The organism is Sphingomonas aerolata, assembly GCF_003046295.1.
Taxonomy (GTDB): domain Bacteria; phylum Pseudomonadota; class Alphaproteobacteria; order Sphingomonadales; family Sphingomonadaceae; genus Sphingomonas; species Sphingomonas aerolata.
Map to the genome: position 1 here is coordinate 664,653 of NZ_PZZN01000002.1, position 20,562 is coordinate 685,214.

Below are 20,562 nucleotides of genomic sequence, written 5' to 3' on the forward strand. Positions count from 1 at the left end.
CTCGACGGAAACCTTTTAGCGGCGTGTGGTCGTCGTCGCGGCGCCCATCGGGGTGAACCCGATCAGGCCGCGCGGCGCCGTTCGCCGATCCGTTCGCGCTTGGCGCGGTAGAGGACGATGTCGACGCGGTGGACGAAATCGCGGACCGTCTGGCAATCGGCTTCGAGCGCGGCGATGCCGACGGTGCCCGCGCTGATCATCGCCAGGCCGTCGACCGAGACCGGCACCTGCAACGCCTCCTGCAGCCGGCTGATGATCTCCTCGGGTGCACCGACCAGCGCCGGGTCGTCGACGATTACCGCGAATTCGTCACCGCCGAGCCGGGCGGCGAGGCTGCCGCGAAGCCATGGCGCCTGCAGGATCTGGCCAACGCCGCGCAGCACGTCGTCACCCGCGTTGTGGCCAAGCGTATCGTTGATCGCCTTGAACCCGTCGAGATCGACCAGCGCGAGCAGCAACGGCGTGGCCGCTGTACGCGCGCGCGTGATGGCCGCGTCGAGCGCCCGGTCGAAGGCGGCCCGGTTGGCGAGGCCGGTGAGCGCATCGGTTTCGGCCGTGCGTCGCAACGTGAGTTCGAGCGCGTGACGATCGGTCACGTCCTGGAAGATGCCGACGATCGCGACGGGACCGTCCACGTTGCGCTGGGCCTCATGTTCGAGCTCGCCCTGCACGCGCACGCGTCGTGGATTGCCCAGTGCCGTGGTGAAGTCGAGTTCGAGATCGATCGGGACACCGGTCCGGATGACGTCGGTGAGCGCCTGCGCAATCTGTTCGCGGGCATGGGGGGGATAGTGATCGATCGCCTTCGACGGGTCGGGTTGCGCGCCCAGCGGCAGCTCGTGGATCCGGAAAACGCCGTCGGACCATTCGAGCGGACCGTCGGGCCACAGCACCCGCCACGATCCGATCGCCGCCATCCGCTCGGCCTGGCGGAAGATGCGGTCCTGGCGAGCGAGAACGGACGACTGGCGATCCGCGGTCACCGCGATCGCCAGCGCCTGCATTGCCGCGGTCCGCGCGGCGATCGCCGCCTCGGCAAGCGTGGCGAGATGCACAAGCGCTTTCCGCCCTGCCGCGTTCAGGCTGCGCGGATGGGTGTCGAGCACGCACAGCGCGCCGATCGGGTGACGTCGACCGTCGTCGGCGATCGCGTGGATCGGGGCACCGGCATAGAATCGCACCCCGTCGGAGGCGGCAACCAGGGGGTTGGCAGCGAATCGCGAATCACCCGACAGGTCCTCCACGACCAGGGGTGCGGATCCCTGAATGGTGACGTTGCACATGGTCACGTCGCGCGCGATCTCGCCGCGTTCGCCGTCATTGGCGGCCTTGATCCACAACCGGTCGCGATCGATCAGCGTCATCATCGCACTGGGGCAGTCGAGCATTTCTGCCGCCAGCGCGACGAGCGCGTCGAATTCGCGTTCCGGTTCGGTATCGAGCAGCGCGAGCGCGTTGAGCGTCGCCACCCGGCGTTCCTCGTCGGCCGAGGCAAAACGCGATGGTGATCCGGGCATTTCGCGAGGGGCGGACTCGGGGAGCGACATGTCTTCGAATAGGCCTGCGTTAGTTAATTTTCTTTGTCGTTCAAACGCTCTAGCATGCTGGAATGACCTCACCCGACACGCTTCCCCCGTCTATGCTCTGGGCGACGCATCTGGCGCGGGACCGGATGCGGTCGGTCCACACGGTACGCGCCTATCGCGCGGTCGCCGAGCGGCTGACGGCGTTCCTCGTCGGGCATTGGGCGGGGGCGGTCGATCGCGCGGCGCTGGGCCGGACGAGCACGGCGGATCTTCGCGCCTATCTGGCCTATCGACGCGGACAGGGGCTGGGGAATGCATCGGCGGCGCGCGAGCTGTCCGCGGTGCGCGGCTTCCTCGCATGGGCGAATGCGGATGCCGAACCGCCGCGGCTGAAGGGGCCGCGGGTCCAGCGCGGCGTGCCGCGGCCGATCTCGCCAGCCGAGGCGGTGGCGCTGGCCGGGGAGGTCGCCGACGATGCGGCCGAGCCGTGGATCGGCGCGCGCGACTGGGCCGTGCTGATGCTGCTATACGGCGCGGGGCTGCGCATCGGCGAGGCATTGCTGCTGACGCCGGCGATCCTGCCGCTCGGCGAGACGCTGTCGGTAACCGGCAAGCGCGCCAAGACGCGGATCGTGCCGCTGTTGCCGCAGGTCCGGACCGCGATCGAGGCCTATGTCGCAACGTGCCCCTGGGCGCTGGTGCCGGGGGAGCCGTTGTTCCGGGGCGCGAAGGGCGGTCCGCTCGCCCCCGCGATCGTGCGCCGCGCGGTCCGCGGGGCCCGCGGGCGGCTCGGGCTTGGCGAGCGGACGACGCCGCACGCACTGCGCCACAGTTTTGCGACGCATCTGCTGGGACGCGGGGCGGACCTGCGCGCGTTGCAGGAGCTGCTCGGCCATGCGAGCCTCAGCTCGACGCAGATCTATACGCAGGTCGACGCCGCGCATCTGATGGACGTGTACCGCAACGCGCATCCGCGGGCGTAGCGCAGGGTCAGCCCTTCGGCTTCCATGTCAGCACGCGCCAGCCATAGGCCAGCGCGATGATGACGAACGTCGCGACCGAAACCGGGCCGACATAGCGGTCGAGCTGCTGGAACCGCGAGCCGAGCAGGATGCCGGCATAAGCGAGCACGGTGTTCCAGATCGCGCTACCCGCGGCGGTCCAGATCACGAATTTCCACAGCGGCATGAACGTCATGCCGGCCGGGAGCGAGATGATCGTCCGGAAGGTCGGCATGAAGCGGAAGACGAAGATCACCCAGCCGCCGCGCTTCACGAAGAACCGATGGACCTTCTCGATGTCCGACCATTCGATCGTCAGCCAGCGGCCATGCCGCTCGACGAACGGGCGGAACCGCTCGTAGCCGATGTTCCGGCCGATATAATACCAGAAGTAATTGCCCGCGACCGATCCGACCGTGCCCGCAACGATCAGCGGCACGACCGCCATATGGCCGCGCGCGACCGCAATGCCGCCTAGCCCCATGATCACCTCGGACGGTACGGGCGGGACGATATTCTCGAGCGCCATCAGCAGGAAGATGCCGAAATAGCCGCCCCAGGCGATCAGGTTGATGATGAATTCGGTCATGGCTAACCGATACTTCCGGGAGGCCGCATGTGTTCCCTCGACAGCGGTCGCACCATCCCGGCGTGAACCGGGATGGTGGTTTTCCTTACCGCGCCGCGACCTTTGCCTCGATCGCGTCCCAGATCATCGCGGAGACGTCGGTGCCGTCGAACCGTTCGATCGCGACGATGCCGGTGGGCGAGGTCACGTTGATCTCGGTCAGCCATTTGCCGCCGATCACGTCGATGCCGACGAACAGCAGCCCGCGCTTCTTGAGTTCAGGCCCGAGGACTGCGCAGATCTCGCGCTCGGTCGGGGTCAGTTCGGTCTTTTCCGCCGAGCCGCCGACCGCGAGGTTCGAGCGGATCTCGCCCTCGCCCGGAAGGCGGTTGATCGCGCCGGCGACTTCGCCGTCGACCAGCACGATGCGCTTGTCGCCCTTGGCCACGTCGGGAAGGAACGCCTGGACCATGTGCGGCTCGCGCCACGTCATGTTGAACACCTCGATCAGCGCGGACAGGTTGGCGCCGTCCGATTCGACCTTGAAGATCGCCTTGCCGCCATTGCCGTGGAGCGGCTTGATCACGATCGCGCCGTGCTCGGCCAGGAAGGCGCGCGCCTCGTCGAGGCTGCGCGTGACGAGCGTCGGCGGCATGAACTGCGGATAGTCGAGCACGAACACCTTTTCGGGTGCGTTGCGGACCTGTGCGGGGTCGTTGACCACCAGCGTCTTGCCGGCGATCCGCTCGAGCAGATGCGTCGCGGTAATGTAGCCGAGATCGAAGGGCGGGTCCTGCCGCATGAGCACGACGTCGGCCTCGTCGCCGAGATCGAGGTTCACCGGCTCGCCGACGCTGAAGTGATCGCCGGTCACGCGCTGCACGGTGACGGGGTGCGCCTTCGCCCAGACCCGGCCGTCGCGGTAGTTGAGATCCTCCGCCGCGTAGTGGAACAGGCGGTGCCCGCGGTGCTGTGCGGAGAGCATCAGCGCGAAGGTCGAATCGCCCGCGATATTGATGCTGTCGAGCGGGTCCATCTGGACGGCGACGGTGAGGCTCATGCGTCTTCCTTCTATGCGGTCGAGCGCATGTAGGTGCGCGCGGGCCGCAAGTCACCCGACCCGCTCAGCCGATCCATGCATTCTCGATATGGCGGGGGCGCGTGCCGGGCGCGAGCAGGATGACGTCGACGCGGATGTCGTCGCCGGGCCCGGCATAGCGCGGCATCAAAAACTCCGCCGCCGCCGCGACCCGCGCGAGCCGCCGCTCGTCGATCGCGAAATCGAGTTCGGCGGCGGTCGCGCGCGTCTTCACCTCGACGAACGCGACCAGCGTCCCCTTGCGCGCGACGATGTCGACCTCGCCCGCCGGCGTCCGCACGCGGCGGTCGAGGATGCTCCAGCCCTTCAGTCGCAACCACCAGCCGGCCAGCCGCTCCCCGCGCCGCCCCGCAGCTTCCGCGACCTGTCGATCGGCGGTGCTCGCTGTGCGCCTGCGGGGGGGGCGCGGGGCGGGGAGGGTCACCCCTTCGCCTTCAGTTCGAGCGCGCGGGCGTAGAGCGTCTTGCGGTCGAGCCCGAGTGCCTTCGCAACCTCGCTCGCGGCCTGGCCGGTGGAGAGGCGGGTGAGGGCATCGGCCAGCGCCGTGTCGGCGTCCTCCGCGCTGGCCGGGGGGGCGTCGCCGGGGGGCGCGATGACGATGACGATCTCGCCACGCGGCGGGGCGTCGGCGTAGCGAGTGGCGAGGGTCGTCAGCGTGCCGGTCACCGCCTCCTCGAACCGCTTGGTGATCTCACGTGTGACCGCCGCCTCACGGTCGCCGAGTCCTTCGGCGAGCGCGGCAAGGCTGGCACCGAGACGCGGACCCGATTCGTAGAGCACCAGCGTCGCGCGGATCGTGGCGATCTCGGCGATCGCCTCCGACCGGGCATGCGCCTTGGACGGCAGGAAGCCGACGAACAGGAAGCGATCGGTCGGCAGGCCCGCCAGCGTGAGCGCGGCGACCGCGGCGCAGGGGCCGGGGATCGTCACCACGAGATGCCCCGCCGCGCGCGCGTCGCGCACCAGCTTGAATCCGGGATCGGAAATCAGCGGCGTGCCTGCGTCGGACACCAGCGCCACCGCCTCGGTCGCCATCCGCGCGATCAGCGCCGGGCGGACGCCCTCGGCGCTGTGATCATGATAGGGGACCATCGGCGTCTTGGTACCGACATGGCGGAGCAGACCGGCGGTGACACGGCTGTCCTCGACCGCGACGACGTCGGCACGCGCGAGGATGTCGGCGGCACGCGGCGACAGATCACCGAGATTGCCGATCGGCGTCGCGACGATGTAAAGGCCGGGGTTCAGTGGAGTTTCAGGGTTCATGGGGATTGTCATGGCAGACGCAGCGACGATAGGGCAATCGGCCCGGCACCGGATGCGCGCGTTTGGGCGCTCGGCCGCACTCACGCTGGCCTGCCTGCTGGGCGCGTGCCAGACGATCGTCCCGCGCGGTCCCGTCGAGCCGTCGCAGCAGCGCCCGACCACCCGTCCTACCGACACGCCGACGATCGGGGTCGAGACTGGCATCCCGCGCGACGCCGAGCGCAACCGCGTCGCGCTGCTCGTGCCGCTGTCGGGAAGCAATGCGGGGGTCGGCACGTCGATCGCCAATGCGACGATGATGGCGCTGCTCGACACGCAGAACCAGCGCGTGCGGATCACCAATTACGATACCGCGACGGGTGCCGCGGCCGCGGCCCAGCGCGCGATCGCTGAAGGCGCGCAGCTGATCCTCGGGCCGCTGCTGTCCGAGGACGTGCGGACGGTCGCGCCGATCGCGCGCGCGGCGGGCGTACCGGTGCTGAGCTTCTCGAACGATCTCGGGGTGGCCGGCAACGGCGCCTATCTGATGGGCTATGTGCCGACCCAGTCGATTTCGCGCGTCGTCGATTTTGCGCGCGAGCGCGGCGTGTCGAACTTTGCCGGGCTGGTCCCGAACGGACTCTACGGCGAGCGCGCCTCGACTGCATTCCTCCGCGCGGTCGAGGGGGCGGGCGGCCAGGTCGTGTCGCTCCAGACCTATGGCCGGACGGCCGGTGGCGTGTCGGGCGCGGTCACGCGGCTCGCCGCAAAGGCACCCTATGATGCCGTGCTGATCGCCGACAGCGGTTCGACCGCGGCGTCGGCGGCGGCGCTGGTGAAGCGCGGCGCGGGCGCATCGACCCGGATCCTCGGCACCGAGCTGTGGAATTCCGAATCGAGCGTCGCCGCCAAGCCGGCGTTGAACGGCGCCTGGTATGCGAGCGTGTCGGATACGTTGTACCGGCAATATGCCGCCAAATACCGCGCACGCTTCGGCAGCGGACCGTACCGCCTGTCGAGCCTCGGCTATGATTCGGTGCTGCTGACGGTGCGGATCGCACGCGACTGGAAGCCGGGGACCGCGTTCCCCGTGTCGCGGCTGCGCGATGGCGACGGCTTTTCGGGCATCGACGGTGCGTTTCGCTTCGGCCGCGACAATGTCGCCGAGCGCGCGCTGGAGGTGAAGGAAATCCGCGGCGGCACGACGAGCGTGGTGTCACCGGCGCCGACCGGGTTCGGCAAGTAAGGCCGCGGCCTGCCGCCGTTCTCGCCCAAGGCGGCAACCGCGGGTAGGTTACGCCGTCACGATCTCGGGCAGGATCGCGTCGAGCAGCAGCGCCCCCGCTTCGGTGACGCGCAGCCGGCCCGGTGAGCGGGCGACGAGGCCGAGATCCTCAAGCCGTGCGACCGCGGTGAGATCCACCGGCACCACGCCGGCGTTGAGTCGGGTGATCCGGTCGAGATCCACGCCTTCCGCCAGGCGCAGCCCCATCAGCAACGCCTCGGTCGCGCGCGTCGAGGGGGTGAGCGGGTCCTCGACCTCCATCCCGTGGCCGTTGCGCTCGATCGCGGCGAGCCAGTTTTCTGGCTTCTTGCGACGCACCGTCGCCAGCCCACCGCGGCGGCCATGCGCGCCGGGGCCGATCCCGGCATAATCCTGGTAGCGCCAATAGGCGAGATTGTGGCGGCTCTCCGACCCCGGCCGCGCGTGGTTCGAGGTTTCATAGGCGGGGAGCCCGGCGGCTTTGGTATCGGCGCGTGTCGCCTCGAACAGGTCCGCCGCGCTGTCACCGTCGGGGATGACGATGCGCCCCGCGAGCGCCTCGGTCGCGAACCGCGTGCCGGGCTCGATGGTAAGCTGATAGAGCGACAGATGCTCCGTCCCGAAGCTCAGCGCGCGCGCGAGTTCGGCGCGCCAGTCGGCAAGCCGCTGGCCGGGGAGCGCATAGATCAGGTCGAAACTCACGCGCGGAAAGACGCTCTGCGCGGTCGCCAGCGCCGCCTGTCCCTCGTTCACGTCATGCGCGCGGCCGAGGAATTTCAGCGCCTGATCGTCGAGCGACTGCAATCCCAGCGACACGCGGTTGACGCCTGCGCTCGCGAGGTCGGCGAAGCGCGCGGCCTCGACCGAGGAGGGATTGGCCTCGAGCGTGATCTCGATCCCCTCGGCAAAGCCCCAGGCGCGTTCGGCGGCGTCGAGGATCGCGGCCACCGTTGCGGGTGGCATCAGCGAGGGGGTGCCGCCGCCGAAGAAGATCGACTGGAGCTTGCGTCCCGGCAGGACCGACGCCTCGTGTGAAAGGTCGGTGAGCAGCGCCGCGCGCCATGCCGCCTGGTCGACGCCCTCACGGACATGGCTGTTGAAGTCGCAATAGGGGCATTTCGACACGCAGAACGGCCAATGGACGTAGAGCGCGAGGTCCCCCGAAGGCGGCGGGGCGGGGCTTGGCGTTTCGATCGGGGGCATTATCTCGCGCATATGGTCGCACGGAGCGACAGAAGGAAGCGCAATGACGGTTCGGTTGGGTCTGGCAGTTGCGGCGGCGTTGTTCGCCGGCGCTTGCGCGCAGGGGCCGGAACGCGTCGTGGAGCGGCGCGAGACGCAGGCGCCGGCGCCCCGCGGGCCCGCGCTTCTCAAGGCGGCGATGATGGACGGGCATAATGCCGCGCGGGCGGCGGTGGGTGTTCCGCCGCTGGTATGGAGCGATACGCTGGCGACCACCGCGCGCGCCTATGCCGAGGAAATGGCCAACACGCGCAAATTTGCGCATGCGCATCAGGTTCAGGGGCCGGGCCGCGAGGGCGAGAATCTGTGGACCGGCACGCGCTATGCCTATGCCTATCCCGAGATGATCGGCCACTGGGTCGCCGAACGGAAGGATTTCATCAACGGCGTGACGCCCGCGTTCAGTCGGACCGGCAAATATGAGGATGTCGCGCACTACACGCAGATCGTCTGGCGCAGTTCGACCGCGGTGGGATGCGCGATGGCGAGCAACGAACGCGACGATTATCTGGTGTGCCGCTATTCGCCGCCGGGCAATGTGGTGGGCGAGCGTAGCTATTAGGCACCCGAGATCGCCGGACCTGCCATCCGCGGATGGCAGGTCCGGCAGTGTTTCAGAACACGGCGGCCTTCAGCAGTTCGAACGCGACATTGCGGTGGCTGATCGCGTTCTTCGTCTCGTGCGGCAGCTCGGCATAGGTCTGGTCATGGCCCAGCGGCACAAACATCGGGTCATAGCCGAAACCGACCTTGCCGCGTGGCGGCCAGACCAGCGTGCCCTCGGCGCGGCCTTCGAACCATTCGACATGGCCGTCGGGCCAGGCGAGCGCGAGCACGCTGACGAAATGCGCGCCGCGGGTCGCGTCGGGACCCTTGGCGGCGAGCGCGTCCTCGACCTTCTGCATCGCCATCGACCAGTCGCGACCGTTCGGCGTCTCCGCCCAGTCGGCGGTGTACACGCCCGGATCGCCACCCAGCGCATCGACGCACAGCCCGCTATCGTCGGCGAGCGCGGGATAGCCCGACAGGTCGGCGGCGGAGCGTGCCTTCAGCTCGGCATTGGCGAAGAAGGTCGTCCCCGTCTCGACCGGCTCGGGCAGGTCGAGATCCGCCGCCGACACGACGTCGAAGCCGCGGCCCGCGAGCAGGTCGGCGATCTCGCGGACCTTGCCCTTGTTGTGGCTCGCGATGACGAGCTTGCCGGGCTGGAGCTTGCGGATCGCCTGGGGGGTGCTGCCTTCGCCGCTCACTTGGCGACCGCCTTGGCCTGTGCCGCGAAGATGTCCGCGCAGCCGATCCGGGCGAGCCGCAACAGGCGGAGCAGCGCCTCCTCGTCATAGGTCGCGCCCTCGGCGGTCGCCTGCGCCTCGGCGATGTTGCCGTTTTCGAGCAGGACGAAATTCGCATCCGCGTCCGCACCCGAATCCTCGATATAGTCGAGGTCGAGCACGGGGTTGCCCTGATAGATGCCGCAGCTGATCGCGGCGACCTTCTGCGTCAGCGGGTCGGCGGTCAGCTTGCCGCTGTCCAGCAGCCCGTCGATTGCGAGCCGCAGCGCGACCCAGGCACCCGAGATCGACGCGGTGCGCGTGCCGCCGTCGGCCTGAAGCACGTCGCAGTCGAGCACGATCTGGCGCTCGCCGAGCAGCTTCAGATCGGTGACGGCGCGGAGCGAACGGCCGATCAGGCGCTGGATTTCCTGCGTGCGGCCCGACTGCTTGCCCTTGGCCGCTTCACGGTTGTTGCGCGTGTTGGTCGAGCGCGGGAGCATGCCGTATTCGGCGGTCACCCAGCCTTCGCCCTTGCCGCGCAGGAACGGCGGGACCTTCTCCTCGATGCTGGCGGTGACAAGCACCTTGGTGTCGCCGAAGCCGATCAGCACGGAGCCTTCGGCATGCTTGGTGAAGCGGGGTTCGATCGTGATGCTGCGCATCTGGTCTGGGGCACGGCCGGATGGGCGCATGATGTATTCCTAAACTTCTTCCGTTCGTCCTGAGTAGCTGCTGAGCTCGTCGAAGCGGCGTATCGGAGAATCGGCCCGCTTGGGGCACATCCTTCGATACGGGGCTTCGACTTCGCTCAGTCCCTACTCAGGACGAACGGGTGGTGGGCAATAAGCGCTGCCTAGCCTTTCGCATTCGGGCTCGCCAGCCTAGATCAGCCGCATGGCCACGCCCCCCGTCACCGAACTGACCGACCGCGCGCGCGATATTTTTCGTGCGGTCGTCGACAGCTATCTCGCCAGCGGCACGCCGGTGGGATCGAAGACGATCGCGCAGCTGGCCGGGCTCAGCCTGTCGCCCGCCTCGATTCGCGGGGTGATGGGGGAGCTGGAGGGGCTGGGGCTGCTCGCCAGCCCGCATACGAGCGCGGGGCGGATGCCGACCGATCGCGGCCTGCGGCTGTTCGTCGACGGGATGATGCAGGCGATGGAGCCGTCATTCGAGGAGCGCCAGACGATCGAGGCACGCGCCGGTGTCGGTGGTCCGGTCGAGGAGGCGCTCGCCGCCACCACGCTCGCGCTGTCGGGGCTGTCGGCGTGCGCGGGGCTGGTGATGGTGCCGAAACGCGAGATGACGCTGCGTCAGATCGCGTTCGTCGCGCTGTCGCCCGATCAGGCGCTCGCGGTGCTGGTCAGCGAGGATGGCTCGGTCGAGAACCGCGTGATCGCACTGCCCAAGGGCATGTCGCCGTCGACCCTGGTCGAGGCGGGCAATTACATGTCGGCGACGCTCGGCGGGCTGACGCTGGCCGAGGCGCGGCTGCGGATCGAGCGCGAGCTGGCGGACGGACAGGCGGCGCTCGACGGTGCGGCGCGGATGCTGGTCGAGGGCGGGATCGCGGTGTGGAGCGAGGATGCGGATCGCCGCCCGGTGCTGATCGTCCGCGGGCAGGGGCGGCTGATCGATGCGGCCGCCGCCGCCGATCTCGACCGGGTCCGCGACCTGCTCGACGACCTCGAGGGAAAACAGGAGGTCGCATCATTGCTCGACAGCGCGCGGGCGGGCGATTCGACGCGGATCTTCATCGGTGCGGAGACCAAATTATTCGCCCTGTCCGGCTCGTCGGTGATCGCGCGACCGTTCCGCGGATTGGACGGGCGGGTGGTCGGCGTGGTGGGCGTGATCGGCCCCACGCGGTTGAACTATGCGCGCGTCGTGCCCATGGTGGATTTCACGGCTGCAACGCTCGCCCGGTTGATGGGTTGAGCCGGCCCAACTTATAGGGAAAACAATGTCCGATATCGATCAGAACACGCCTGCCGACATGCGCGAAGAGACCGCCGAAGCCGCACCCGAAGTGGCCTCGAACGATCGCGTCGCCGAGCTGGAGAACCAGCTTGCCGAGGCCAAGCAGAATGTCCTCTACGCGCAGGCCGAGGTGCAGAATGTCCGCCGCCGCGCCGAGAAGGAAGCGCAGGACGCCCGCGCCTATGCCGCCACCGCGTTCGCACGCGACGTGCTGTCGGTTGCAGACAACCTGGCGCGCGGCCTGTCGGCGATCCCGGCGGACCTGCGTGCGGACGACAAGATGAAGGGCCTCGTCACCGGGCTCGAAGCCACCGGTCGCGAGCTGGAGAGCGTGTTCCAGCGCCACGGCATCACCAAGATCGCTGCCGAGGGCCAGATGCTCGACCCGAACAAGCATCAGGCGATGCTGGAAATCCCGAGCGATCAGCCGGCCGGCACGATCGTCCAGGAAATGCAGGCGGGCTACATGATCAAGGATCGCCTGCTGCGGCCTGCGATGGTGGGCGTCGCCAAGGCGGGGTGAGCCTGTCGGGCTGGTGTTCTCCCGCGAAGGCGGGAGCCCAGGGTTTCAAACGCTGTCGCCTGTGACCCTGGGCCCCCGCCTTCGCGGGGGAACGGCAGGAGGCGTCGCTCAACTTTCTGCCTCGCCGGGGTGACGCCATGAACGAGAATCTGACCACTGATCGCGAGACGTTCGTCACGCATCTCGAATGTTCGATCACCGGCGAACGCTATGAGGCGGACCAGCTTCATGGCCTTTCGCGTGCGGGCAGGCCGTTGCTCGTGCGCTACGATCTCGATGCGGTGCGCTCGGCGATTTCGCGCGACACGATCGAGGCGCGGCCAACCGATCTGTGGCGGTGGCGCGAGCTGCTGCCCGTGCGGCAGACGTCCAATATCGTCAGCCTCGGCGAGATCGAGACGCCGCTGGTGCCGATCCCGAAGTCCGGTGGCCCCAACGTCCTCGTGAAGGACGAAGGGCGTCTGCCGACCGGGAGCTTCAAGGCCCGCGGGCTGGTCATGGCGGTGGCGATGGCGAAGGAACTTGGCGTCGAGAAGATCGCGATGCCGACCAACGGCAATGCGGGCGCGGCGCTGGCGGCCTACGCCACGCGTTGCGGGATCGAGACGATCGTGCTCTGTCCCGACGACACGCCCGAGATCAACGTCCGCGAGATCGCGATGCAGGGCGCGCGCGTCTGGCGCGTCAACGGGCTGATCGACGATTGCGGCGCGATCGTCGGCAAGGGCGCCGCCGAGGGGCGCTGGTTCGACTTCTCGACGCTGAAGGAGCCCTATCGAATCGAGGGCAAGAAGACGATGGGGCTGGAACTGGCCGCGCAGTTCGGCTGGAAACTGCCCGATGCGATCTTCTACCCGACCGGTGGCGGCACGGGTCTGATCGGCATGTGGAAGGCGTTCGACGAGCTCGAGCAGCTCGGCTGGATCGGCTCCGAGCGGCCCAAGATGTTTGCCGTGCAGGCGAGCGGCTGTGCGCCGATCGTCCGCGCCTTCGAGGCGGGTGAGGAGCATGCCGAGCGCTGGGAGGATGCGAGCACCGTTGCAGCGGGCATTCGCGTCCCCAAGGCGGTCGGCGACTTCCTGATCCTGCGCGCGGTCCGCGAGAGCGGCGGGCAGGCACTGGCGGTCGGCGATCCGGCGATCCTGAAGGCGGTCGAGGCAGCGGCCAAGCAGGACGGGCTGTTGCTGTGTCCCGAAGGCGGCGCGACGCTCGCGGCCTATCAACAGGCGCTGAACACCGGTCTGGTCGACGAAGACGACCGCGTCGTACTTTTTAATTGTGCGACCGGACTGAAATATCCGATGCCCGAAGCCCCGCAAGCGCTTGATAGAACACAAGCTATCGATTTCGACGCATTGTAGGATGGGAATCGCCACCGGCGGGGCTCGCCTTCCGGTGGTTGATATTAATCCATGTTATCTGCAACGGGGCGCCCTTCATCACGAAAAGGGCGGAAATGCAGAAGATTCTTCAGGTCGTGTGTGTCGTGCTGGTCGCGGCGGCGGTCATGTTCGGCGGGCGCTGGTACATGTATGTCGCGCGCGGCGAGACCCCGTATGACGAGGTCGGCATCGCGCTGAACGGCTATGCGCCCGCGCCGCTGCGCGCTTGGGGCTGTCACAAGATGCAGGAACGGTTCTTCGGGCAGTTGCCGCCCTATGGCTGTGCGGGACCGGATGGGCGCAGCTGGCTCTGATATCGTCCTAGCCCACGTCATCCCAGCGTTCGCTGGGGTGACGGTCTAGGGAGGGGCGGACTAGGCCGACACCCGCGGCTTGAACGGAAGCAGCGTCTCGTACTGCGTGAGCGGCGGGGCGCCTGCGACCGGCGCGCCGGCACGCAGCAGAAAGGCGTGGCGGACGATCTCGCCCTGCTGCTCGATACCGTAGCGGTGCAGCGCGACGCCGGGGCGCAGCGCATAGTCATAGCGGCACCAGGGATGCCGTACGAGCGGGAGAAAGATACCGCGCTGGTGCTGCCAGATATGCGTCATCTCGTGGATGAACAGCCCCTGCAGCGTCAGATGGGCATGCGCGAAATCGTCGCACCACAGATCGCCCTTGGGGTGGAAATGGATACACCCGCGCGGCGCCATCACCGTGTCGCGCGGCTGGAAGAAGGCCCATTTGCGGCGTGCCAGCCGCACCGGCGCATAGTCGATCGCATCGCCGAAGACCGACGCCGCAAGCCTAGTCTCGGCCGGGGTCAGCGCTCGCGTCGACCGATCGCGAACGCTCACTTGGTTCCGGTGTCGCCGGCGCCGACGACTGCTGCGTTCTGCAGGATTCTGGTGCCGTCGGCGAAGGTGAGGGTGAAGGTGATGGTGCGTTCACCGGGCTTGATGCCGGGATTTACGTCGAACAGCATCACGTGACGGCCACCCGGCGCGAACACGACATCGGTCTTGGCCGGGATCTCGACGCGCGCGATCGGTTTCATCGACGACACGCCGCCGGCCGACATGCTCTCGTGCATCTCGCTCCGGATCGCGACGTCGGTGGTGACGTTGATCAGCGTCGCATCGCTCGGCCCGCCATGGATCGTGAAATAGCCTGCCGCCGGTCCACCCTTGACCGCAGCGAGCCGGACCCACGCCTTCTCGACGGACAGCTGTTGCGGTTGTGCACAGGCCGCCACCCCGACCAGGGCCGTCACGGCAAAAATACCACGCATCGTCATCATCGCCACTTCATACCCCTCTTGCGATCTCTACGGGCCGTACAATCTTGCGGCAAGCGCGAGCCAACCTATATCGCGCCCATCAATCGAAAGGTTCCACTGCCGTAACGGGGTGGAGCCCGAGACTTTTTTACGATGTGTGAGGGGCTATTTAAACTCATGGCTAAAGTAATCGGTATCGATCTCGGCACGACCAACAGCTGCGTTTCCGTCATGGAAGGCGGCAAGCCCAAGGTCATCGAGAATTCCGAAGGCGCGCGCACCACGCCGTCGATCGTCGCATTCGCCAAGGACGGCGAGCGACTGGTCGGCCAGCCGGCCAAGCGCCAGGCAGTGACGAACGGCGACAACACCATCTTTGCGGTGAAGCGCCTGATCGGCCGTCGTTTCGACGATCCGATCACCAAGAAGGACACCGAGTTGGTCCCGTACAAGATCTCGCGCGGGCCGAACGGCGACGCATGGGTCTCGGCCGGCGGCAAGGATTACTCGCCCTCGCAGATCTCGGCGTTCACGCTGCAGAAGATGAAGGAAACCGCGGAGTCGTATCTCGGCGAGACGGTCACGCAGGCAGTCATCACCGTTCCCGCCTACTTCAACGACGCACAGCGCCAGGCGACCAAGGACGCCGGCCAGATCGCCGGTCTCGAAGTGCTGCGCATCATCAACGAGCCGACCGCGGCGGCGCTGGCCTACGGCCTCGACAAGCAGGACGGCAAGACGATCGCGGTCTACGATCTCGGCGGCGGCACGTTCGACATCTCGATCCTCGAGATCGGCGACGGCGTGTTCGAGGTGAAGGCGACCAACGGCGACACCTTCCTCGGCGGTGAGGATTTCGACAACAAGATCGTCCAGTTCCTCGCCGACGAGTTCAAGAAGGCGGAGGGCATCGACCTCGCCAAGGACAAGCTGGCGCTGCAGCGTCTGAAGGAAGCGGCCGAGAAGGCGAAGATCGAGCTCAGCTCGGCACAGTCGACTGAGGTCAACCTGCCCTTCATCACCGCGGACCAGAACGGCCCGAAGCATCTGGTGAAGTCGATCACCCGCGCCGATCTGGAGCGGATGGTCGAGGACCTGGTCAAGCGGACGCTCGACCCCTGCAAGAAGGCACTCGCTGACGCCGGTCTGAAGGCCGACGACATATCCGAGGTCGTGCTGGTCGGCGGCATGACGCGCATGCCGCGCGTGCGTGAAGTCGTGAAGCAGTTCTTCGGCAAGGAGCCGCACACCGGCGTCAACCCGGACGAGGTCGTCGCGATGGGCGCCGCGATCCAGGCCGGCGTGCTGCAAGGCGACGTCAAGGACGTGCTGCTGCTCGACGTGACACCGCTGTCGCTGGGTATCGAGACGCTGGGTGGCGTGTTCACCCGGATGATCGATCGCAACACGACGATCCCGACCAAGAAGTCGCAGACCTATTCGACCGCGGACGACAACCAGGGCGCGGTGACGATCCGCGTGTTCCAGGGCGAGCGCGAGATGGCGGCCGACAACAAGATGCTCGGCAATTTCGATCTCGTCGGCATCCCGCCGGCGCCGCGCGGCGTGCCGCAGATCGAAGTCACGTTCGACATCGACGCCAACGGCCTCGTCAGCGTCTCGGCCAAGGACAAGGGCACCGGCAAGGAGCAGCAGATCCGCATCCAGGCGTCGGGTGGTCTTTCGGACAGCGACATCGACCAGATGGTCCGCGATGCCGAGACCTTCGCCGAGGAAGACAAGAAGCGTCGTGCCGGCGCCGAGGCGAAGAACAACGCCGAGAGCCTGATCCACACGACCGAGCGTCAGCTTGCCGATAACGGCGACAAGGTCGACGACGCGCTCAAGACCGAGATCCAGGCCGCGATCGACGCGACCAAGGCAGCGGTCGAGGGCGGCGATGCGGACGCGATGACCGAGAAGAGCACCGCGCTCGCCCAGGTCGCGATGAAGCTCGGCCAGGCAATCTACGAGAAGCAGGCTCAGGCGGATGCCTCGCCGTCGGCTGATGGCGATGCGGCGAAGAAGGACGACGACGTCGTCGACGCCGAATTCTCGGAAGTCGACGAGAACCCGAAGGCGTAACTGAAACTCCCTCTCCCCAGGGTCCCATGAAAGTAATACTTTCATGGGTGCCCGGTCGGGGAGAGGGCCGGGGTGAGGGGCAGTTCCGCGTACTGTTGTCCGGAACAACTCCTCACCCAACCCTCTCCCCGGAGGGGAGAGGGCTAAGAGGGCCGCTATGAGTACCCAGACAGACTATTACGAACTGCTCGAGATCGAGCGGACCGCGGATGCGGGGACGATCAAGTCGTCTTACCGCAAGCTCGCGATGAAATATCACCCGGACAAGAATGCCGGTTGCAAGGATTCCGAGGCCCAGTTCAAGGCGGTCAGCGAGGCGTATGACTGCCTCAAGGATCCCCAGAAGCGTGCGGCCTATGATCGCTTCGGCCATGCCGCGTTCCAGAATGGCGGCGGCGGCGGTCATGGCGGCGGCGCGCAGGATTTCGGCGGCTTCAGCGACATTTTCGAGAGCGTTTTCGGCGAATTCATGGGCGGCGCGCAGCGCGGCGGCGGTGGCCGATCGTCGGCACGTCGCGGCGCGGATTTGCGGTACGACATGGAAGTCAGCTTGGAAGAGGCTTTCCACGGCAAGGCGACCGAGATCACCGTCGACGTCTCGGCGGTGTGCGACACCTGCGACGGGTCGGGCGCGAAGGCCGGCACGCGCGCCAAGACCTGCCAGCATTGCGGCGGTCACGGCAAGGTCCGTGCACAGCAGGGCTTCTTCGTGGTCGAGCGCGCCTGCCCGGTCTGCAACGGCGCGGGTCAGGTGATCGCCGATCCATGCCCCGATTGCCGCGGCGAGGGCCGGGTCGAGAAGACCAAGACGCTCAGCATCAACGTGCCGCCCGGTGTCGATGAAGGCACGCGGATCCGGATGACGGGCGAGGGCGAGGCCGGCGCGCGAGGTGCACCGGCGGGCGATCTCTATATCTTCCTCCACGTCACCAAGCATAATCTGTTCGAACGCGAGGGCACGACGCTGTTCGCGCGCGCACCGATCAGCTTCACGGTCGCGGCACTCGGCGGATCGCTGTCGATTCCCGGCCTCGACGGGCGCACGCATGAGGTGAAGATCCCGGCGGGCATTCAGTCGGGCAAGCAGCTCCGTCAGCGCGGTGCCGGCATGCCGGTGTTGCAGGGGCGCGGTCATGGCGATCTGGTCGTGCAGATCGACGTCGAGACCCCGACCCGCCTGTCGAACCGGCAGAAGGAACTGCTCGAAATGTTCCGCGAGACCGAGACCGGCGACGAATGCCCCGACAGTCAGGGGTTCTTCGCCAAGCTGAAGGGCGTCTTCGCCGCGGAATAGGCAGTGCTGCTTGGCGCGAGTGACAGGGGGATAGTGTGGCGGCAATCGGTCTGACGTTTCTCGCTTGCTGGCTGCTGATGCTCGCGGCGCCCAGGATCCCCCTGTCTCGGTCCCTCCGCGTGCTCCTGGTCGAGGCGCCTGTCAGGCGGGCGGCGCGGCTGACGCGCGCGGACGTCGCGGTCGGCCTGGTGCTGATTGCGGCAGCGTGCGTCATGATGTTCGCCGATGACGGCGACAGGGTCCGGGTTGCCATGATGGGCGCGCCCGACATCGCGATCTGGCTGACATCGTTCGAAGTGTCGGCGTATCTGGACGTAGCGATTGGGTTGATCGGCGGGGTGTCGAGCCTGCGGATCCGGGGTTTGCCGGCTCGGCTGGCGGCGGTTCTACGACGTGGGCGGCCGGTGGGTGCAAACCGCCGTGCGATACGCGTGCGCAAACCCGACGCACCTAGTGGTGCCAACGACGATGATAATCGACGGGGTGTATCGCTAGCAGCCTGAAGGCGGGAGCCTGCGACCCTAGCCGCGCCCCTCCTTGGAGGGGCGGGCGGGCCGATGGATCAGAGGGTGGAAATGACCACCCCGACCACCAGCGCTTGAGCCGCGATCGCCAGCATCGAGCTGGTCACGGTTTCGAACGTGCGCATGGGTAGGTCTCCGATGCCGGAGTAATATCCGGCATCGGTGATATGGCGATAGTTGCGAGTTGTCGCAATTTTGTAACATGAAATCGTAATTGCGTTGCGTGCACTTTGGTGGGCTTTAGCCTCTCTCCACCCGTCATCCTGACTTTCGTCAGGATGACGAGGAGGTAGTCTAACTCCCGCCGTTAAGCCGCGCCGAACACCCGGGCGAAGATCGTGTCGACGTGCTTCAGGTGATAGCCGAGGTCGAACTTGTCCTCGAGCTCGGCATCGCTCAGCGTCACTTCCGGATCGGCCTTGAGCAGGTCGAGCAGCGAAAGTGCGCCGTCCGAATCCCACACCTTCATCGCGTTGCGCTGGACGAGGCGATAGGCGTCCTCGCGGCTCACCCCGGCCTGCGTCAGCGCGAGGAGGACGCGCTGCGAATGGACGAGTCCGCCCATCTTGTTGAGGTTCTTCTCCATTCGTGCCGGATAGACGACGAGCTTGTCCATCACCCCGGTCAGTCGCGCGAGCGCGAAGTCGAGCGTGATCGTCGCGTCGGGCCCGATGTACCGCTCGACCGACGAGTGCGAGATGTCGCGCTCATGCCACAGCGCGACATTCTCGAGCGCGGGGGTGACATAGCCGCGGACCATGCGCGCGAGGCCGGTCAGGTTCTCGGTCAGGACCGGGTTGCGCTTGTGCGGCATCGCCGAGGAGCCCTTCTGGCCGGGCGAGAAATACTCTTCCGCCTCGAGCACTTCGGTGCGCTGGAGGTGGCGGATCTCGGTCGCGAGCCGCTCGATCGAGCTGGCGATCACGCCGAGTGTCGCAAAGAACATCGCGTGGCGATCGCGCGGGATGACCTGGGTCGAGACGGGCTCGACCGACAGGCCGAGCTTGCCCGCGACATAGTCCTCGACGAACGGGTCGATGTTGGCGAACGTGCCCACCGCGCCAGAGATCGCGCAGGTCGCGACGTCGGCGCGCGCCGCCACCAGTCGTGCACGGTTGCGCGCGAACTCGGCATGCGCCTGCGCCATCTTGAGGCCGAACGTGACGGGCTCGGCATGGATGCCGTGGCTGCGGCCGATCGTCGGCGTCATCTTGTGCTCGCGCGCGCGGCGTTCGAGCACGACCAGCAGCGCGTCGAGGTCGGCGATCAGGATGTCGCTCGCCTTGGCGAGCTGGACCGCGAGGCAGGTGTCGAGGACGTCGGACGAGGTCATGCCCTGGTGCATGAAGCGCGCCTCGGGGCCGACATGCTCGGCGACGTTGGTCAGGAAGGCGATGACGTCATGCTTGGTCTCGCGCTCGATCTCGTCGATCCGGTCGACCTCGAACGCGCCCTTTTCCCAGATCGCGGCCGCGGCCTCTTTCGGCACGACGCCGAGTTCGGCGAGCGCGTCGGTGGCGTGCGCCTCGATTTCGAACCAGATCTTGAAACGCGCTTCGGGCGTCCAGATCGCGACCATGTCGGGGCGGGAATAGCGGGGGACCATCGGGATTTCCTGTGGCTGGGGAGAGGAGGCGCGACGCGCGCCCCGGCGGGACCCACGGCGGCGATCGATCGCGCGGTAGCAGGCCGGACGGCAAGGTTCAAACCCAACCCCGGGGGGGATCGGGCGATACCGACGGAACCATCAACGGCAGTCATGCATTGGTTGCGCCTACTATCCGAACGAACGACCTTCGCGACTGGAAAGTCGCCACCTAGGTCGCAGCAGGAGAGAAGACATGCTGAAATTCACTCTAATTGTCGGTGCGATCGCGCTTGCGACGCCGACATCCGCGCAGACCATGCCCGGCGGCGCGCCCAACTCACCAGCGCAGCCCACGGCGCAGACAGAATCTTCGCCGCAGTCGCCGTCATCTTCGACGATGCAAGGCGATCCTGCGGCTGCGACTGCGCAGCAGCCGGTGACGGGGGCGCAGGTGGCCCAGGTCGTCGATGCGGAATTTCCGGGATATGACAAGAATGGCGACAATCTGCTGAGCACGTCCGAATTTGGCGCCTGGATGGTCGCGCTGAAGACACAGGCGGACCCGACCACGGTCGCGGCCGCGCCCGAGACGCGCAAATGGGTCGACGGCGCATTCGCGCAGGCGGATGCCGACAAGAACAAGATGCTGACCAAGACCGAGCTGACCAGGTTCCTGACCCAGGCCGGCTGA

General features: G+C 67.2%; 22 protein-coding genes. 11 read left to right on the top strand and 11 right to left on the bottom strand.

Annotated features, from left to right (window positions below; all coding sequences use genetic code 11):
- Nucleotides 1–62 precede the first annotated feature (62 nt).
- The gene (locus C8J24_RS10420) at nucleotides 63–1,469 is read right to left on the bottom strand and encodes a sensor domain-containing diguanylate cyclase (RefSeq protein ID WP_244180616.1); all 1,407 of its coding nucleotides are present in this window, start codon (nucleotides 1,467–1,469) and stop codon (nucleotides 63–65) included.
- 140 nt (nucleotides 1,470–1,609) lie between these two features.
- Between C8J24_RS10420 and C8J24_RS10425 the strand changes: the two genes are divergently transcribed.
- Nucleotides 1,610–2,509, top strand: coding sequence for a tyrosine recombinase XerC (locus tag C8J24_RS10425; RefSeq protein WP_236559138.1), 900 nt, complete (start codon nucleotides 1,610–1,612; stop codon nucleotides 2,507–2,509).
- Nucleotides 2,510–2,516: 7 nt separating this feature from the next.
- On the opposite strand, the gene C8J24_RS10430 is transcribed toward C8J24_RS10425, so the two are convergent.
- The 4 genes from C8J24_RS10430 to rsmI all read right to left on the bottom strand — a co-directional run bounded on the left by C8J24_RS10430 (nucleotide 2,517) and on the right by rsmI (nucleotide 5,460).
- Nucleotides 2,517–3,116 (bottom strand): DedA family protein, encoded by a 600-nt coding sequence (locus tag C8J24_RS10430; protein WP_107932192.1) that lies wholly within the window; start codon nucleotides 3,114–3,116, stop codon nucleotides 2,517–2,519.
- 85 nt (nucleotides 3,117–3,201) lie between these two features.
- Entirely contained in the window at nucleotides 3,202–4,155 is a 954-nt protein-coding gene (gene gshB / locus C8J24_RS10435; protein WP_107932194.1) for a glutathione synthase, read from the bottom strand.
- Nucleotides 4,156–4,219: 64 nt separating this feature from the next.
- A complete protein-coding gene (locus C8J24_RS10440) occupies nucleotides 4,220–4,618 on the bottom strand; it encodes a YraN family protein (RefSeq protein ID WP_107932196.1) in 399 nt (132 codons plus the stop codon).
- A complete protein-coding gene (rsmI, locus tag C8J24_RS10445) occupies nucleotides 4,615–5,460 on the bottom strand; it encodes a 16S rRNA (cytidine(1402)-2'-O)-methyltransferase (RefSeq protein WP_243845804.1) in 846 nt (281 codons plus the stop codon). The genes C8J24_RS10440 and rsmI overlap by 4 nt, the downstream gene beginning before the upstream one ends.
- Before the next feature lie 10 nt (nucleotides 5,461–5,470).
- Between rsmI and C8J24_RS10450 the strand changes: the two genes are divergently transcribed.
- A complete protein-coding gene (locus C8J24_RS10450) occupies nucleotides 5,471–6,685 on the top strand; it encodes a penicillin-binding protein activator (RefSeq protein WP_107932201.1) in 1,215 nt (404 codons plus the stop codon).
- A 48-nt stretch (nucleotides 6,686–6,733) separates the two neighbouring features.
- Here the strand turns inward: C8J24_RS10450 and hemW are convergent, their stop codons facing one another.
- Nucleotides 6,734–7,906: a radical SAM family heme chaperone HemW gene (gene hemW / locus C8J24_RS10455; protein ID WP_107932793.1), complete on the bottom strand. Its 1,173-nt coding sequence runs from the start codon at nucleotides 7,904–7,906 to the stop codon at nucleotides 6,734–6,736.
- A gap of 43 nt (nucleotides 7,907–7,949) precedes the next feature.
- On the opposite strand from hemW, the gene C8J24_RS10460 reads away from it, so the two are divergent.
- Nucleotides 7,950–8,507 (top strand): CAP domain-containing protein, encoded by a 558-nt coding sequence (locus C8J24_RS10460; protein WP_107932203.1) that lies wholly within the window; start codon nucleotides 7,950–7,952, stop codon nucleotides 8,505–8,507.
- 52 nt (nucleotides 8,508–8,559) lie between these two features.
- Here C8J24_RS10460 and rdgB read toward each other — a convergent pair whose 3' ends face one another.
- Both rdgB and rph read right to left on the bottom strand, forming a co-directional pair.
- A complete protein-coding gene (gene rdgB, locus C8J24_RS10465) occupies nucleotides 8,560–9,195 on the bottom strand; it encodes an RdgB/HAM1 family non-canonical purine NTP pyrophosphatase (protein ID WP_056405330.1) in 636 nt (211 codons plus the stop codon).
- Nucleotides 9,192–9,908, bottom strand: a complete 717-nt coding sequence (gene rph / locus C8J24_RS10470) for a ribonuclease PH (protein WP_031441505.1) — start codon at nucleotides 9,906–9,908, stop codon at nucleotides 9,192–9,194. Before rph ends, rdgB begins: the two co-directional genes overlap by 4 nt.
- Before the next feature lie 202 nt (nucleotides 9,909–10,110).
- On the opposite strand from rph, the gene hrcA reads away from it, so the two are divergent.
- The 4 genes from hrcA to C8J24_RS10490 all read left to right on the top strand — a co-directional run bounded on the left by hrcA (nucleotide 10,111) and on the right by C8J24_RS10490 (nucleotide 13,415).
- Nucleotides 10,111–11,154 (top strand): heat-inducible transcriptional repressor HrcA, encoded by a 1,044-nt coding sequence (gene hrcA, locus C8J24_RS10475; protein ID WP_031441504.1) that lies wholly within the window; start codon nucleotides 10,111–10,113, stop codon nucleotides 11,152–11,154.
- Between the two features lie 25 nt (nucleotides 11,155–11,179).
- Nucleotides 11,180–11,719: a nucleotide exchange factor GrpE gene (gene grpE, locus C8J24_RS10480; RefSeq protein ID WP_107932205.1), complete on the top strand. Its 540-nt coding sequence runs from the start codon at nucleotides 11,180–11,182 to the stop codon at nucleotides 11,717–11,719.
- Between the two features lie 137 nt (nucleotides 11,720–11,856).
- The gene (locus C8J24_RS10485) at nucleotides 11,857–13,080 is read left to right on the top strand and encodes a threonine synthase (RefSeq protein WP_107932207.1); all 1,224 of its coding nucleotides are present in this window, start codon (nucleotides 11,857–11,859) and stop codon (nucleotides 13,078–13,080) included.
- A gap of 95 nt (nucleotides 13,081–13,175) precedes the next feature.
- Nucleotides 13,176–13,415, top strand: coding sequence for a hypothetical protein (locus C8J24_RS10490; protein ID WP_031394647.1), 240 nt, complete (start codon nucleotides 13,176–13,178; stop codon nucleotides 13,413–13,415).
- A gap of 60 nt (nucleotides 13,416–13,475) precedes the next feature.
- Here the strand turns inward: C8J24_RS10490 and C8J24_RS10495 are convergent, their stop codons facing one another.
- Nucleotides 13,476–13,958 (bottom strand): vgr related protein, encoded by a 483-nt coding sequence (locus C8J24_RS10495; protein ID WP_107932209.1) that lies wholly within the window; start codon nucleotides 13,956–13,958, stop codon nucleotides 13,476–13,478.
- Complete coding sequence (locus C8J24_RS10500) at nucleotides 13,955–14,401, bottom strand: copper chaperone PCu(A)C (RefSeq protein ID WP_031394649.1); 447 nt, start codon at nucleotides 14,399–14,401, stop codon at nucleotides 13,955–13,957. The genes C8J24_RS10495 and C8J24_RS10500 overlap by 4 nt, the downstream gene beginning before the upstream one ends.
- 156 nt (nucleotides 14,402–14,557) lie before the next feature.
- Between C8J24_RS10500 and dnaK the strand changes: the two genes are divergently transcribed.
- From dnaK to C8J24_RS10515, 3 genes are all read left to right on the top strand, one after another.
- On the top strand, nucleotides 14,558–16,465 hold the full coding sequence (dnaK, locus tag C8J24_RS10505) for a molecular chaperone DnaK (RefSeq protein WP_031441499.1): 1,908 nt from the start codon (nucleotides 14,558–14,560) through the stop codon (nucleotides 16,463–16,465).
- Nucleotides 16,466–16,622: 157 nt separating this feature from the next.
- Nucleotides 16,623–17,759, top strand: coding sequence for a molecular chaperone DnaJ (gene dnaJ, locus C8J24_RS10510; protein ID WP_031394651.1), 1,137 nt, complete (start codon nucleotides 16,623–16,625; stop codon nucleotides 17,757–17,759).
- A gap of 35 nt (nucleotides 17,760–17,794) precedes the next feature.
- Nucleotides 17,795–18,262: a hypothetical protein gene (locus C8J24_RS10515; protein ID WP_146163675.1), complete on the top strand. Its 468-nt coding sequence runs from the start codon at nucleotides 17,795–17,797 to the stop codon at nucleotides 18,260–18,262.
- Nucleotides 18,263–18,590: 328 nt separating this feature from the next.
- Here C8J24_RS10515 and purB read toward each other — a convergent pair whose 3' ends face one another.
- Nucleotides 18,591–19,889 (bottom strand): adenylosuccinate lyase, encoded by a 1,299-nt coding sequence (gene purB, locus C8J24_RS10520; protein WP_031441496.1) that lies wholly within the window; start codon nucleotides 19,887–19,889, stop codon nucleotides 18,591–18,593.
- A 235-nt stretch (nucleotides 19,890–20,124) separates the two neighbouring features.
- Between purB and C8J24_RS10525 the strand changes: the two genes are divergently transcribed.
- Complete coding sequence (locus C8J24_RS10525; protein ID WP_146163676.1) at nucleotides 20,125–20,562, top strand: EF-hand domain-containing protein; 438 nt, start codon at nucleotides 20,125–20,127, stop codon at nucleotides 20,560–20,562.

Bases quoted from the DNA above. Each gene is read 5' to 3' on its own strand.
- C8J24_RS10425 (WP_236559138.1), top strand. From the start codon at position 1,610: ATGACCTCACCCGACACGCTTCCCCCGTCTATGCTCTGGGCGACGCAT.
- C8J24_RS10430 (WP_107932192.1), bottom strand. From the start codon at position 3,116: ATGACCGAATTCATCATCAACCTGATCGCCTGGGGCGGCTATTTCGGC.
- gshB (WP_107932194.1), bottom strand. From the start codon at position 4,155: ATGAGCCTCACCGTCGCCGTCCAGATGGACCCGCTCGACAGCATCAAT.
- rsmI (WP_243845804.1), bottom strand. From the start codon at position 5,460: ATGAACCCTGAAACTCCACTGAACCCCGGCCTTTACATCGTCGCGACG.
- C8J24_RS10450 (WP_107932201.1), top strand. From the start codon at position 5,471: ATGGCAGACGCAGCGACGATAGGGCAATCGGCCCGGCACCGGATGCGC.
- hemW (WP_107932793.1), bottom strand. From the start codon at position 7,906: ATGCCCCCGATCGAAACGCCAAGCCCCGCCCCGCCGCCTTCGGGGGAC.
- C8J24_RS10460 (WP_107932203.1), top strand. From the start codon at position 7,950: ATGACGGTTCGGTTGGGTCTGGCAGTTGCGGCGGCGTTGTTCGCCGGC.
- rph (WP_031441505.1), bottom strand. From the start codon at position 9,908: ATGCGCCCATCCGGCCGTGCCCCAGACCAGATGCGCAGCATCACGATC.
- hrcA (WP_031441504.1), top strand. From the start codon at position 10,111: ATGGCCACGCCCCCCGTCACCGAACTGACCGACCGCGCGCGCGATATT.
- grpE (WP_107932205.1), top strand. From the start codon at position 11,180: ATGTCCGATATCGATCAGAACACGCCTGCCGACATGCGCGAAGAGACC.
- C8J24_RS10485 (WP_107932207.1), top strand. From the start codon at position 11,857: ATGAACGAGAATCTGACCACTGATCGCGAGACGTTCGTCACGCATCTC.
- C8J24_RS10490 (WP_031394647.1), top strand. From the start codon at position 13,176: ATGCAGAAGATTCTTCAGGTCGTGTGTGTCGTGCTGGTCGCGGCGGCG.
- C8J24_RS10500 (WP_031394649.1), bottom strand. From the start codon at position 14,401: ATGATGACGATGCGTGGTATTTTTGCCGTGACGGCCCTGGTCGGGGTG.
- dnaK (WP_031441499.1), top strand. From the start codon at position 14,558: ATGGCTAAAGTAATCGGTATCGATCTCGGCACGACCAACAGCTGCGTT.
- dnaJ (WP_031394651.1), top strand. From the start codon at position 16,623: ATGAGTACCCAGACAGACTATTACGAACTGCTCGAGATCGAGCGGACC.
- purB (WP_031441496.1), bottom strand. From the start codon at position 19,889: ATGGTCCCCCGCTATTCCCGCCCCGACATGGTCGCGATCTGGACGCCC.
- C8J24_RS10525 (WP_146163676.1), top strand. From the start codon at position 20,125: ATGCTGAAATTCACTCTAATTGTCGGTGCGATCGCGCTTGCGACGCCG.